We start from the raw sequence: 13,819 nt of genomic DNA on the forward strand, positions 1-13,819 counted from the left end.
CTTTAAAGTTGCAGCCCGAAAGTGAATTAAAGTCGAGCGTTAGCGGGCTTCATCAAAAAATAATGAGGCGTCACGATTGGGTGAGCTGACTTTAACTTATTTCAGGGTTTGCTTAAAATTTCGAGTCTCACAAGAAGTTCTGGTTCACTTCTGAACCATATGTCTGAACCTCGTGCAATTTCACTGATCCTTTTTTTGAAGGGGGAGGCGTTTCGGTCTTCAAATGCAGTGATCATTCGGACATGGCTCTCCGGAATTCCTGCATCAGCAGCAATTTTTAGTAGAGACTCTTTGCGCAGCTCAGTAATGGGGCCGTCGCTGTGCACAACTTCGATAAATATCAGCCGAAGTCCATCTTTGTGACCAGTATCAGCAGCCACAATATCAGGTAGTTCCGCAGACGAGGAAATATGCAAATCAATATCCTCCGCCTCACCAGAAAGCTCCCGGAATGTTTTCCTTTCCGATGTACTTATATGAACAACTACAGGTTCAATCATGATCTGCTTCAGTAGCTCTTCGCAAACGTCGCGTGTGATTACAGAAGCCTCACCGGGTGGTAAACGTAAAGTAGTGCCGGTGGTCGGCAGCGTGACTGCTATTTGACCTTCTTTGGCTCCAGTTCTTCTGAGAAGGCGCATTCTTTTGAGAATCATGGGGTCTAGGTTCTGTTCCTGCCAGCGCCCAATGAGTTCGGTCAGACTTGCGTCATCAAGTGACGGATCAAAAAGTGCTGCAAAGCTCTCTGCTAAGCAGTAAATCGGCGCAGGAGAGGTCGTTGGTACCCCTTCACGTTTTACGATCAGGCCAATGGGTATTGCCCTGTTTCTGATTAAGTCGTCTCGAAGCGGCTCTCGGGTGTTGTCGGCATACCATTGATCTACCGCTTTGTACCCTGGTGTGTGGCAAGTCGAGATCCACAGGAGCCGTTCCTCATCGGAGTCCTTCTCTGACTGGGGATACCCAAACCGAATCACCGTTGAGGGGCGAAAGTAACGCTCCATGCCTTCAGTAAAGGCGCCATACAAGCATACAAAAACCATTTTTGCTGCCATGTCGCCGACCAATATTGCGCGGTCTGGAAAGGTCTCAGGGAAAACCAAGGCGAGGCGATCTTGTACAAATTTGAGGGGGGCAAACGGCGGTAGGCTGGACATACGGATTCTCCTCATTGGGGGTGAGATGAATCCTATCAATGCGCTCTCATTGCTGCAACTAAAATAAATCCACTTCAGTTCTGGAGTTATTTTTTCTATACCGCAGCTAGGAGGTGTCTTATCTGTAGCGTCACCGTAACGGCGTGATCTGCCTCAGCTAGCGTCGGCGTGTCAGGTAGCAGATTTCCGATAGCAATAAGCGATTCAAGTGGTGGTAGACGGAGCTTCCGAAGCTCGGTTGCATTCACTTGCGTGCTACCGGAAACCGCTCGGAAATGGGCGTCTACTACGGTGCTGTTGAGAAAGGCTGCGAGTCCTATGGTCTCCGAACGAGTGAGCTCTCCTCCGGGGCGGTAGATGTAATTCAGATGATTTTCTAGGCCAATGAACTCGCCAGGCAAGCTTCCAGCAAGGTACGGAGCTGCTGTCACCCGCCTGATATCCTCTTTGGGGCTGAAGCGTCGCATGACCACGTAGTTGGTGTTTCTTAGGAGCATCCAAGCGCTAGCCGCATTGGAGAGTATGTGCTCGCGTTTTTTCTGTATTGGCCACCTTATGCCCGTATGTTTTACGTGCTGCATCCATAGCAACGGAACAGCTCCTCTGGCAAAGGATTCCAAAATGAATTCTTTGGAGCGAAATGGGACTACTGGACCAGTCGATACCTTGAGTCCGAGTGTGGCCAAGGTGTCGTGCCACTCCTCAAAATCATTTCCAGCATGATTTGCCCCCGCTGCCACCGGAATAGCGATTGTCATTTGGTCATCGTTGGCGATCACCTCGGTGGTTGGAATCGCGAAGAGCTCGGCGTCACGTAGGTCCAAGACTCCTTGGCTCGTACTGAAGGCAATTTCTCCAGCGCGTAACGGTTGAGCCGTAGCCCAAGCTATTACGGCCTCTTGTAGGATGGTGTCCTCGTAGAAGTGCGCTTGGCGGCTCTCAAAAAGATGCAAGGCATCGATGTGAAGGTAGTGAAGTAGATGCCTTCTCACAGCAGCGAAATAGGAGCCGTTGAGCCAGGATCGCGGGGTAATGAAACACCAGCGCCCTGTTGGTTTGATTAGGCTGGCGCAAGCTGCTTGGAACAACCCGTAGATATTTGGTTGGCCATAGACCGCGTAGGTATGAGCCTTGGCTCTGGGATCCGCCTTGTTCAGCTTAAAATAGGGAGGGTTAGCTATGCAGACATCGAACTCCGGCCTAGCGGATTGCGCTAAAGCAGATAGCAGAAAGTCCCCAATTACGATGTGGCACGAAAGCGTCACGCCCGAGTCTTTTGCGGCTCGCCGTAGACGGTCAGCCAAGCGCCTCAGATAAGGCTTGAGTCGTGTATCTATCTCGTAAAGTGTCAGCTCTATACGAGAAGGGCGTTCCTCGCGCCTTAGAAGCTCTTGCACGACGGCGGCAGCGAGTATTCCCGCTCCTGCTGATGGCTCTAGGATGCTAACGACATCAGAGAATATCCCGGTAGTTGCCCGCTGCGCCATGAACGTAGCTATAGGAGGGGGGGTCATGAACTGCCCCAGGCTCTTCTGCTCATCTTTGCTAAGAGACGAGACAAAGGCTTTTCCATTTTGGTGTGCGAACTGGGTGATTGGCATCGGTTTCTACGTAAAGAGAGAGTGGTCAGCTACTAGTCGGCTTCTAAGTCGCAACGGAATTTTGCCTTCTTTCACCCTCTCTCAGGGAAAGTTTTCGCATTTTTAAGACCGGGCGTCTGGCAATCCGCGCACACCGCGTGACTTCTAAGCGTCTGGAGTGCGAGGTGGTAGAGGGCGCTCAGAGGTCCCGTTGCGTGCCAAGGGAGACGAGAGAGCTGCGCTGGCTCAGTTTCGGTCAGCGGCAACAGGAGGATATCAAGTGATTGTTGAGATGATATTCAATGACGTATTTACACCCACATCGCGTCATTCCTCATCAAATGCCATTGTCCATCCGGCGACGTACAAGATATGAGACGTGTCGGTCTGATTGGAAGGGGTGGTGTGCGCATCTATTTTCACTTGGTCGCGTCTAGTTTTGGGGGATGGGGGTAGGGAGCTTTGGATACCGAGACCAATTCGTGGTGATGCGTTCCAGTCCTCAATCGTTTTGCTTGATGATGGCTTCGCTTTACGCAACTCTTTTGCTAGGTGGCGTTCTGCTTTACTGGGGCCTTCCCGGCTCAAACGGCGTCGCTCTTTTTTTGCCAGTGCCTTGCTTGGATTTAGAGTGGTGTCTCCAGATTTTGGCCTGTACCTCTCTATGAAGCCAATGAGTCGGGCGGCTAATATTTCGAACTCTTCCTGTCCTTGGAGGCCTAGCATGGCCTTGTAAAGTACACAAAATTGCTGCCACTCACTGTAGTCGGAGAAATTTTGGCGATCCATGCCGACGAGATAAATATAACCATAAAGGCTTCTGGGAAGCTTCATAGATTTGATCTCGCTGATCTGTCGAGTCAGGAATCTGCTAGGCATTAGTTTTCGAACCCCCAAAAACAAAAAGCTTCATATATGAGAGCCCAGCGATCGGCTGGGCTCTTAGTATGTTAGCGTACCTTTCTGGCTTTCAGTTTTCCGCTATAAAAATCTTGATGTGCTGTCGATAGCTTCTCAAGAGTTGAGCGTTGGTTCGCTTCAATTATTTTTCTAGTTTCGTCTGGGAGATTTTTGCCCTTGAGTTGATCATTCTGGAACTCAAGGTCTCGTTCAAGGTACGACACTGTTCTGATAAGGTCGGGGTCGATATTCATCTTATGGAATGCTCTCATAAGTAGAACAACGATGAATGGGCTAATGACCGCGATTAGTGCGGAAGCTGCTTGCCGCATATCTGAAGAGATACTTTCAGGTGAGCAGATTGTAAATACAGATATGAGAGCGATACTAACGGTTGCGGTAAGCCCCGGTTGAGTCAGCCCAGAGTTGCTTTGCTCACTCATCCTTATGTGTCTCCGAATCTAAACTCAAAAGAGTTTTTACAATTCTACCATCAGAGTATTTGCTGATTTTTATTTTGGATGTCATTACTCCATTCTGGGCGTAGATCACAATGACGTCTTCGTCAGATATGAAACGATTGAATATATATCTAAAAAAAACACGAGCGAATTTGTACGTGGCTGGTGCCAGTAATATTAGGCTCAGGTATAAAGCCGCCCATGCGATGTCTTTTTCAGTCCACATATCAATGTCAAACCTGGCGTCTGTCACCGCTTGCCCAGTGGCGTGTCACCTCAACAACTACACGATCAATTGTAGATCTCGTGGGCCTTGAGGTCGTTGTTACTTCTAGATCTATTTCGTATAAGTCATCTTTTTTGAACGCTTGCTGGTTTTGTCTGACTTTGTCCAGGAATGTTTTATCCTTCATCGTCACTGGATATTCTTCATGGTCTTTGTTTTTGATTCGCCATCCTTTGCTTGAGTCAAAATTTATCTGGGAAAAGCTAACGTTAATCTTTTCTCGATCTATCGAAATTTCTTCTAGTGTTCCAGCAGGTAAAGGCTTGTAGTCGTTAATTTCCTCTTCCTGTGCAGTCCAGACTGGTAGTTCATTTTTATCTAAAACTTTAAAAATGGCATTGGGCTTTCCGATGAGCGGTGCTTGAATGATTTTGTGCAAAGACTCTCGTGCCCGTTTGTTGGCTATTAATTTAGCCACGGTTTTGTCCATTACAAATGTACCGTCATCAGTTGTTACTTTGGCTTCCTCGCTATCGCCATCAATCGCTATGTTCGTGATTTTTTTGTTTCCGATTTTTTGCACCATTTCAACCAGTGCGGCTTTGGCGATTGCCGCTCCTTGTGCTGCAAATCCTAGTGTCGCTAAAACCTTTAAAGCTACGCCTGGGTCTGCCAGTAATGCGAACACTACCTCGACAGAGCCTTCCTTGACAGGAGTAGTTACCTTTAGCTGGACCTTTTCGATACTTGAGCCAATTGCCTTGGCTGTTTCCTCAATCAAGTTATTCATGCCAAGGATAGCCTCTCCCAACTCCTTAGCATTTATTTCGTGATGGGATAGTGATTTGTCTTTTGCGTCATAAGAAATGACAAACTTATACTCGGCAAGTTTTTTTTCTTCATTTTTCTCGGTCAGATTGCCATTTTGCTCGTTTGTCATTTCCGCTCCATTCTTAAAGCTAATATCTAATGTCCGTTTTCAGACTTTAAATTCTTTACGGTATTTCCCCGCCGGCAAGAATGCTATCAAATCCCCTCCTTGACAATCCTGCGAGGGTCTATCACCAGCGAAAGCCGTTCCGCAATTTTTTCTACGGCTTGGGTACGGGCAAAATTTGGTTTGCAACGGTGTGTCTAGATCTAGGTATTTGGATTTTTTCCATCTGTTACTGGGCGCGTTTCCAAGCCGTCGTTTCATGTCACAACAAAGCTAATCATGCCCACTTCATCCTATGTATTTCCCCTGGATTCGGATAGGGGCCCGTTTTCTTTACATCTTGCACATGGAGGGCTGCGATGGAGCGTTTTGCCGTGACGGCGCGCGTACCGCGTGACTTTTGTTGGTGTCGAAACGAGCGCTCTGGCGCAGGTGCTGAGAGCCCCTGTGGCGCGGTTTGGGAGGCGAGAGGGTGGTGCTGGGGCGGACTGTGTTGCCACTCGCCCGGGCGAGCTTAGGTGGGCCCTCTGTTGTATCTTCGAAACTGCCTTAAAGCATTTACTTTTGGGGAGATGGCCTAGGACGTGGTTGGAGGGGTAGTCAAAGAAAGGTGCGAAGTGGCTTGGTCCAGAAATGGTCCAGCAGCTATTAAATCGCAGGCAATAAAAAACCCCAAGGACACATTGTTCCTTGGGGTTTCTCGGTATTTTGGTGCCCAGAGACGGAATCGAACCGCCGACACGGGGATTTTCAATCCCCTGCTCTACCGACTGAGCTATCTGGGCAACGGGGCGCATTAAACTGGTTTTTCAGGGGGTCGTCAAGAAAGTTTTCAAAAAAATTTTAATTATTACCGTCGCTTACGTTCCGACCCTCGAAAAAGCGGAATTATTCAGCCGGCGGAACGTAGCCGTCAGCCTTGGCGTATTCCTCGCCGGAGAAGTACTTGTCCATCTCGCCCTGAAGGTATTTGCGGTCTTCGGCGTTCATCATGTTCAGGCGTTTTTCGTTGATCAGCAGGGTCTGGTGTTTCTGCCAGTCGGCCCAGGCCTTGGCGGAGACGTGGTCAAAAATGTCCTGGCCTTTTGCGCCCGGGAATGGAGCGCGCTCCAGGGCGGGCAGTTCTTCTTTGTACTTGCGACACATGATGGTGCGGGTCATGACGACTCTCCTGCGTTCAATACGGCGGCCGCGCGTTCGAGCAAGGTTTTGACCGGGGCGGCAAGGCCCAGGCGCGGCGGGGTGGCGAGGTTATACCAGAGCCAGTCGGCCTCGGCCACGTGATGGCCGGCCTCCTGGACCTGAACCAGCCAGGGTTCGATGGATAACTGAAAATGGCTGAAGGTATGCACCAGGCTCGGCAGCGCTTGTTGGCTGCCCAGTTCCAGCGAGTGCTGCGAGGCCAGATGCTGCAGGTCGTCGAGGTCGTCGAGTTCCGGCAGGCTCCAGAGGCCGCCCCACAAGCCCGTGGAAGGGCGTCGGTAAAGCAGAATCGCGCCCTCGCCGTTGGCGAGCATCGGCATCAGCGTACGTTTCTGCGGCACGGTTTTGCGCGGTTTGGGAATCGGGTAGCGGGTTTCCAGACCGAGCATGTGCGCTTCGCAGCCCTTTTCCAGCGGGCAGAGCAGGCAGCTCGGTTTGCTGCGGGTGCAAAGCGTGGCGCCCAGATCCATCATCGCCTGGGTGTAGGCGTTGACCCGATCATGGGGCGTGAAGCGCTCAGCGTTCGCCCACAGCTGTTTGGCGACCTTCGGTTCGCCCGGATAACCCTCCTGCGCCGTAAACCGCGCCAGCACCCGTTTGACGTTGCCATCCAGAATCGGTGCTCGCAGGCCCATGCTCAGGCTGGCGATGGCGCCCGCCGTGGACAGACCGATCCCCGGCAACTCAACCAGCTTTTCCACATCCCGTGGAAATTCGCCACCGTACTCGGCGACGACGATCTTCGCGGTCTTCTGCAAATTGCGCGCACGGGTGTAGTAGCCGAGGCCTGTCCACAGGTGCAGCACTTCGTCTTCCGGCGCAGCGGCCAGCGCTTCGACCGTCGGCAGGGAGGCCATGAAACGGTCGAAGTAATTCAACACGGTGCTGACCTGGGTCTGCTGCAACATGATTTCCGAGACCCACACCCGATACGGTGTGATGCCTTGTTGCCAAGGCAAGTCGTGGCGGCCATGGCGGTCGTACCAATCCAGCACCGCCGATGAAAACTGCTCGGCTCTCATCGCTTGAACAGCCCCTTCAATGCGTTTTTCAACTCAGGGCTGACCTTGTCGCCAAGCTTCTCATCGATCTTTTCGCTGATTTTGTCGCCGGCGATTTTGGTGGCGACCTGGCCCATGCGCTCATTGTCCAGGCGGCAAGCCTTGGCGCCGAGTTCCAGTGGGCCGCGGCAGCGCAGCGGCCACTGGATACCGACGAACTTGTCGCCGACCTGACAGGCCGGATCCGGCATGGCGCTCGTATCGCCTTCGACGATGATGCCAACGCGGTAATCCATGCCCAGCACCCGCAGGTCGATGTCGCCGTCACCATTCACGGTCATGCCAGGAATACGAACTTTCAGGTCCGGGTTGCTGGCTACACCATTGCGGAAAGTCAGGTTGCCTTTGAGTTCCTGGAACGGTGTGTCCTTGCCTCGCGGTTCGCCGCTCAGGGTTTTGCGGTTCAGCGTGGCGATGCCTTTGCACAGTTGCTGTTCGAGGTTGGCATTGAGCAGCACGCCGTTGTTGATGACGAAACTGGCGTTGCCGTTGAGGGTTTCGATCAGTGCTTTCTGGCTGTTGCCATTGCCGGTCAGGTTGCTGTCGAGCGTGACCAGGCCTTTGACCGGCGGATTTTTACCCTGGCTTTCGAGGATTTTCTCCACAGGCACTTTGCTGATGCGCGTCTGCATGTTCAGCGCCGGGGCCTGTTGACGCACGTCGAGGGTGCCCTTGGATTCGAAGGTGCCGTCGTACAGGTCGCCGCGCAGGTTCTCAAGCGTCAGCAGGCCTTCCTTGCCATTGGCCTTGAGCACCGCGTTCTGGATTGGCAGTTTGTCGAGGGTCAACTGGCCAAACGTCAGGTCAGCGTCCACATCAAGTTTGCTCAGGCGTTCCACCGGCAACAGGCGCTCGCTGCTCCACGCGTCTTTGGTGGGCTTGTCCGGCAGCGGCGTACTACCCGCGCCAGCCATGGCGTCGGCTTCGGTGCTGGCCACTTCAGCCTTGCGCACTTGTGTCGCGCTGTTGGCTTCGGCGGATTTTGGCGGCAGGTAACGGTCGACGTTGAAGGTGTCAGCCTTGAGGACCGCGCGCAGCGATTGCTTGGCGAAGTCCTCGACGGCGATGCGGCCGGTGAAGGTGCTGTCGTCGACTTTCAGGTTGATGTTGTCGAACACCACGCTGGTCGGCGTACCGGCAACGCGGCTGACCAGTTCAACTTTGCTCAGGCTACCCTCAGCCATGGCCGGGAGTGTCTGGCCGATGCTGTCGACGAACTTCGCCAGGTCGAACTGGGCAATCGAAATGCCGCCGTTGATTTGCGGCGTCTTGTCGAGGTCGTTGACCTTCAGCTCACCCAGTGCGCGCAGCTGGTTGGCGGAGATCTTGATGCCGGTCCATTCGGCGACGTTCGCTGCTTTATCCAGCAACAACTGGCCTTGGGCGGCGAAGGTCACGGTCTTGCCTTGCAGCGGATCGCCGGCGACTTCACCGGACAACTTCAGGTCTTCGAATTTGTAGCGTTGCAAGGCGCGTTCAAAACGCAGCTCGCCATTGAGCTCGGTACGCACCCGCAGAACCGGCTGATTGGTGCCGAGGAACGCGGTGAGTTTGACCGGGATGTTGGTGGAATCGTGGACCGGCCCGGTGCTCAGCTGGATGCTTTCGGCGCTGAACTGCTTGCCGGTCTTCTCGTCGCTGTATTCAACGCGGGCGTTATTGACGGTCAGGCTGTCGATGTCCAGGCGAATCGGCTGCGCCGGTTTTTCCACCTGGACGGTGGTTTCCGGTGCAGGTTCGCCAGGAGTGACCGCCGGTGCAGTCGGGTTGGCAGTCACCGGCACCTTGCCGATGTCTTCCCAGTTGCCGTGGCCGTCCTTGTCGCGGTTCAGGCGCAGGTTCAGGCCTTCGACACGCACGTCGCTCATTTGCACTTCGCGGCGCAGCAGCGGCAGCACGCGCACCGACAGACCGAGCATCTGCAAGTCAGCGAAGGGCTCGGTGGGCTTGGCCAGGGTCGCGACGCTGGCTTCGTGCAATTCCAGGCCGAGCCACGGGAACAGACTCCAGCCGATGTCGCCATTGAGCGTCAGCTCGATGTGGGCCTTGTCGCGGGCAATCTGGCGGATCTCGTCTTTGTAGTCGTTGGGATCAAAGAGGTGGGTCAGGGCAAAGCCCAGCGCCACAATGATCAGCAACAGCCCGAGAAGTACCAGACCCAGGATTTTGCCGAACGCTTTCATGGGCGAGTCCTTGTAGTTAGTCGAATTCGAATTTAGCCGGGGAGTATAGCGCTCCGAAGTGGACGACCGGTCAGCGATCAGCCGGGCAGTGTATCCAGCGGCACTTTCAGTTTGGCCGCCAGTGCTTGTGCTTCAAGGTGCCCGGCAGGTGCCAGCAGGCGTAATGTCGCGCCCGATTGCGACGCCATTTCCCGGGCTTCGTTCACCAGCCGCTCAGCAACCCCGCGACGGCGGGTGATTTTTCGTACACATAGCTGGGACAGATGCCAGACATCCTGGTGCCTTTGCAGGCGCGCGGCACCCAACAGGCGATCGTTGAAACGCCCGCCGATCAGCGAACCTTCCCGCAGACAGCCTTCGATCAACTGCACATCACCAGCAAACGGGGCGAACAACCAGTCCGGCGCGTCGCGGTAGATTTTCTGCAGATCCTGCTGATCCTGATAGCTGGCTTCGTTCAGCAGCTCGACGATGATAGGCATGGCGGTTCCTTCAGTGGTACGAGAACAGACGACTTGCGAAAAGGTGATATCAGTTTGGTTTTTCTGTCACGTGCAAATGGTAACCTCTGCCAGTTCGTCCGTCCTTCTGCGACGTGATGTCGCACCAAAATGGAGCTCCACCTTAAAAACAGTCATGCGTGCGCATAAAGGCTGGGGGTGGGGAGTACTGGCGAACCATACTAATAATTGGGGGATACACAATGACCACGAGCATCACGGCGGACGGCCTCAACGCCGACCAGCCCTCGTTCCTGTCCAAGGAGCGCATCATCGCCAAGCCCGGTTTCAACCGTTGGCTGGTGCCACCGGCCGCGTTGGCCATCCACCTCTGCATCGGCATGGCTTACGGTTTCTCGGTGTTCTGGCTGCCCCTGTCCAAGGCGCTGGGCGTGACCAAGGCAGTCGCGTGTGCGCCGGACATGAGCTTCATCTCGCAGGTTTTCTCGTCGCAATGCGACTGGCCGATCTCGATGCTCGGCTGGATCTACACCCTGTTCTTCATCTTCCTCGGCTGCTCGGCAGCGATCTGGGGTGGCTGGCTGGAACACGCCGGGCCGCGCAAAGCTGGTGTTGTGTCGGCACTGTGCTGGTGTGGTGGTCTGCTGATTTCGGCGCTGGGCGTGTATACACATCAGATCTGGCTGATGTGGATCGGCTCCGGGGTCATTGGCGGTATCGGCCTGGGCCTGGGTTACATTTCGCCGGTTTCGACCCTGATCAAGTGGTTCCCGGACAAGCGCGGCATGGCGACCGGCATGGCGATCATGGGTTTCGGTGGTGGCGCGATGGTTGGTGCTCCACTGGCCGCGGCCTTGATGGGTCACTTCGCATCGGCAGAAAGCGTAGGCGTGTGGCAGAGTTTCCTGGTGATGGCCGCGATCTACTTTGTGTTCATGATCGGCGGCGCATTGTCCTACCGCGTTCCGCCAACCGGCTGGAAGCCTGAGGGCTGGACTGCTCCGGCGAAAAAAGCCTCGAACGCGATGATCACCCATCGCCACGTACACGTGAATGTGGCGTGGAAAACCCCACAATTCCGTCTGGTGTGGCTGGTGCTGTGCCTGAACGTTTCTGCCGGTATCGGCATCCTCGGCATGGCTTCGCCGCTGTTGCAGGAAGTGTTCGCCGGCAAATTGCTCGGCACTGGCCAGACGTTTGGTCAGCTGGACGCGGGCCAACTGGCCTCGATTGCCGCGATTGCTGCCGGCTTCACCGGTTTGCTGAGCCTGTTCAACATCGGCGGGCGGTTCTTCTGGGCTTCGTTCTCGGATTACCTGGGTCGTAAAAACACTTATTTCGTGTTCTTCGCCCTCGGTTTTGCGTTGTACGCACTGATCCCGAACCTTGGTCACCTGGGCAACGTTGCGCTGTTCGTAGCGGCGTTCTGCGTGATCCTGTCGATGTACGGCGGTGGTTTTGCGACGGTGCCGGCTTACCTTGCCGACCTGTTCGGTACGCAAATGGTTGGCGCGATCCATGGTCGTCTCCTGACCGCCTGGGCTGCCGCTGGCGTGCTGGGTCCGGTGTTGGTGAACTACCTGCGTGAGTATCAGCTGAGCATCGGCGTTGAACGCGCCGCAGCCTATGACATCACCTTGTACATCCTCGCGGGCCTGTTGGTGCTGGGGTTCCTGTGCAACCTGCTGGTTCGCCCGGTGGCCGACAAGTACTTCATGACCGACGCTGAACTGGCCGCCGAACAGGCGCTGGGCCACGACAAGGGTGCTGATGCCAGCACCGTGCTGGAGTGGAAAGCGGATGCAGGCACCAAGCCGTTGGCAGTGGCTGCGTGGCTGGTGGTGGGTATTCCGTTGGCGTGGGGTGTTTGGGTGACTCTGCAAAAAACTGCGGTCCTTTTCCACTGATGATCTCGCGCCCGACCCGTTGGGCGCACCGCTTCCTGTAGGAGCGAAGCTTGCTCGCGAAGAACGATGACGCGGTGTATCAGGTACACCGTCTTCGCGGGCAAGCCTCGCTCCTACATGTCATTACAGGTACAACCCCGGCACGGTCGGATTCCCTCCGTCAGCGATATCACCTCTCGTGTTTCTGTTTCCCGCCCGCGCCCCTATAATGGCTGCCTTTTTCGCCCAATGATTTTGCGGAGCTGGTGATGGCCGAACGTAAGGCGTCAGTCGAGCGCGACACTCTGGAAACCCAGATCAAAGCCTCGATCAACCTGGATGGCACCGGAAAGGCCCGATTCGATATCGGTGTTCCTTTTCTTGAGCACATGCTGGACCAGATCGCCCGTCACGGGCTGATCGACCTGGATATTGTCAGCAAGGGCGACCTGCATATCGACGACCACCACACCGTGGAAGACGTCGGTATCACCCTCGGTCAGGCCTTCGCCAAAGCCATCGGCGACAAAAAAGGCATCCGTCGCTACGGCCACGCCTACGTCCCGCTCGATGAAGCGCTGTCGCGCGTGGTGATCGACTTCTCCGGCCGTCCTGGCCTGCAGATGCATGTTCCCTACACCCGCGCCACCGTCGGCGGTTTTGACGTTGACCTGTTCCAGGAATTCTTTCAGGGCTTCGTCAACCATGCCCTCGTCAGCCTGCACATCGACAACCTGCGTGGCACCAACACCCACCACCAGATCGAAACCGTGTTCAAGGCATTCGGCCGCGCACTGCGCATGGCCGTAGAGCTGGATGACCGCATGGCCGGTCAGATGCCGTCGACCAAAGGCGTTCTGTAATGCAGACGGTCGCGGTTATCGATTACGGCATGGGCAACCTGCACTCGGTGGCCAAGGCCCTCGAGCACGTGGGTGCCGGCAAGGTCTTGATCACCAGCGATGCCGACGTGATTCGCGAAGCCGACCGGGTGGTTTTCCCCGGCGTCGGCGCGATTCGCGATTGCATGGCGGAAATCCGTCGCCTGGGCTTCGACTCGCTGGTGCGTGAAGTCAGCCAGGACCGTCCGTTCCTCGGCATCTGCGTCGGCATGCAAGCCTTGCTCGACAGCAGCGAAGAGAACGACGGCGTCGACTGCATCGGCCTGTTCCCGGGCGCGGTGAAGTTCTTCGGCAAAGACCTGCATGAAGACGGCGAGCACCTGAAAGTCCCGCACATGGGCTGGAACGAAGTGAAGCAGACGATCGCGCATCCGCTGTGGCACAACATTTCGGACCTGGCGCGTTTCTACTTCGTGCACAGCTACTACATCGCTGCCGGCAACGCGCGGCAGGTGGTGGGTGGCGGTCATTACGGTGTCGATTTCGCTGCAGCGCTGGCCGATGGCTCGCGTTTCGCCGTGCAATTCCACCCGGAGAAGAGCCATACCCATGGCCTGCAATTGCTGCAGAACTTCGCCGCGTGGGACGGTCGCTGGTAAATGGCCGTCAAGAAGAAGCCGCCGATTCTGACCCTCACTCCCGAACAGGAGAACGAGGCCAATCACAAGATCAAGCGCTTCATGGAGGATCGCTTCGAACTGGACCTGGGTTCGTTCGAAGCGGCTGAAATCCTTGAGCTGTTTACCCGTGAAATTGCGCCGCACTATTACAACAGGGCGATTTTCGATGTGCAGACGCACCTCAAAGAGAGGTTCGAAAGCATCGAAAGCGACCTGTGGGCGCTCGAGAAAAACTGATTTCC

Annotated in this window: 13 protein-coding genes and 1 tRNA gene; 4 read left to right on the forward strand and 10 right to left on the reverse strand. The window is 55.1% G+C overall.

Translation table 11 applies throughout. From position 1 onward, the window contains the following. Positions 1-101: 101 nt before the first annotated feature. From KJF94_RS28105 to KJF94_RS28150, 10 genes are all read right to left on the reverse strand, one after another. Positions 102-1,157: a BsuBI/PstI family type II restriction endonuclease gene (locus KJF94_RS28105; RefSeq protein ID WP_185019805.1), complete on the reverse strand. Its 1,056-nt coding sequence runs from the start codon at positions 1,155-1,157 to the stop codon at positions 102-104. 95 nt (positions 1,158-1,252) lie between these two features. Beyond that, a complete protein-coding gene (locus KJF94_RS28110; RefSeq protein ID WP_123582070.1) occupies positions 1,253-2,758 on the reverse strand; it encodes an Eco57I restriction-modification methylase domain-containing protein in 1,506 nt (501 codons plus the stop codon). A 306-nt stretch (positions 2,759-3,064) separates the two neighbouring features. Then, positions 3,065-3,571 (reverse strand): hypothetical protein, encoded by a 507-nt coding sequence (locus KJF94_RS28115; protein WP_214380236.1) that lies wholly within the window; start codon positions 3,569-3,571, stop codon positions 3,065-3,067. 116 nt (positions 3,572-3,687) lie between these two features. Continuing rightward, a complete protein-coding gene (locus KJF94_RS28120) occupies positions 3,688-4,080 on the reverse strand; it encodes a hypothetical protein (RefSeq protein ID WP_214380237.1) in 393 nt (130 codons plus the stop codon). A gap of 251 nt (positions 4,081-4,331) precedes the next feature. Continuing rightward, the gene (locus KJF94_RS28125; RefSeq protein ID WP_214380238.1) at positions 4,332-5,264 is read right to left on the reverse strand and encodes an LAPAL motif-containing putative phage structural protein; all 933 of its coding nucleotides are present in this window, start codon (positions 5,262-5,264) and stop codon (positions 4,332-4,334) included. A 706-nt stretch (positions 5,265-5,970) separates the two neighbouring features. Then, positions 5,971-6,046: transfer RNA gene (locus KJF94_RS28130), tRNA-Phe, on the reverse strand. 103 nt (positions 6,047-6,149) lie between these two features. Continuing rightward, positions 6,150-6,422 carry an oxidative damage protection protein gene (locus KJF94_RS28135; protein WP_010464608.1) on the reverse strand — a complete coding sequence of 91 codons (273 nt, stop codon included), beginning with the start codon at positions 6,420-6,422 and terminating at the stop codon, positions 6,150-6,152. Continuing rightward, the gene (gene mutY / locus KJF94_RS28140; protein WP_214380239.1) at positions 6,419-7,486 is read right to left on the reverse strand and encodes an A/G-specific adenine glycosylase; all 1,068 of its coding nucleotides are present in this window, start codon (positions 7,484-7,486) and stop codon (positions 6,419-6,421) included. Before mutY ends, KJF94_RS28135 begins: the two co-directional genes overlap by 4 nt. Continuing rightward, positions 7,483-9,708 carry an AsmA family protein gene (locus tag KJF94_RS28145; RefSeq protein ID WP_214380240.1) on the reverse strand — a complete coding sequence of 742 codons (2,226 nt, stop codon included), beginning with the start codon at positions 9,706-9,708 and terminating at the stop codon, positions 7,483-7,485. Before KJF94_RS28145 ends, mutY begins: the two co-directional genes overlap by 4 nt. 77 nt (positions 9,709-9,785) lie before the next feature. Beyond that, the gene (locus KJF94_RS28150) at positions 9,786-10,190 is read right to left on the reverse strand and encodes an acetyl-CoA sensor PanZ family protein (protein WP_214380241.1); all 405 of its coding nucleotides are present in this window, start codon (positions 10,188-10,190) and stop codon (positions 9,786-9,788) included. A 221-nt stretch (positions 10,191-10,411) separates the two neighbouring features. Here KJF94_RS28150 and KJF94_RS28155 point away from each other — a divergent pair, with 221 nt between their 5' ends. The 4 genes from KJF94_RS28155 to KJF94_RS28170 all read left to right on the forward strand — a co-directional run bounded on the left by KJF94_RS28155 (position 10,412) and on the right by KJF94_RS28170 (position 13,814). Continuing rightward, positions 10,412-12,076: an OFA family MFS transporter gene (locus KJF94_RS28155; protein WP_214380242.1), complete on the forward strand. Its 1,665-nt coding sequence runs from the start codon at positions 10,412-10,414 to the stop codon at positions 12,074-12,076. Between the two features lie 248 nt (positions 12,077-12,324). Beyond that, on the forward strand, positions 12,325-12,918 hold the full coding sequence (hisB, locus tag KJF94_RS28160; RefSeq protein WP_003218037.1) for an imidazoleglycerol-phosphate dehydratase HisB: 594 nt from the start codon (positions 12,325-12,327) through the stop codon (positions 12,916-12,918). Then, positions 12,918-13,556: an imidazole glycerol phosphate synthase subunit HisH gene (hisH, locus tag KJF94_RS28165; protein ID WP_214380243.1), complete on the forward strand. Its 639-nt coding sequence runs from the start codon at positions 12,918-12,920 to the stop codon at positions 13,554-13,556. Before hisB ends, hisH begins: the two co-directional genes overlap by 1 nt. Further along, entirely contained in the window at positions 13,557-13,814 is a 258-nt protein-coding gene (locus KJF94_RS28170) for a DUF2164 domain-containing protein (protein WP_008024930.1), read from the forward strand. The last annotated feature ends 5 nt before the right edge of the window (positions 13,815-13,819 follow it).

This window comes from Pseudomonas hormoni (genome assembly GCF_018502625.1).
GTDB classification, from domain to species: Bacteria; Pseudomonadota; Gammaproteobacteria; order Pseudomonadales; family Pseudomonadaceae; genus Aquipseudomonas; species Aquipseudomonas hormoni.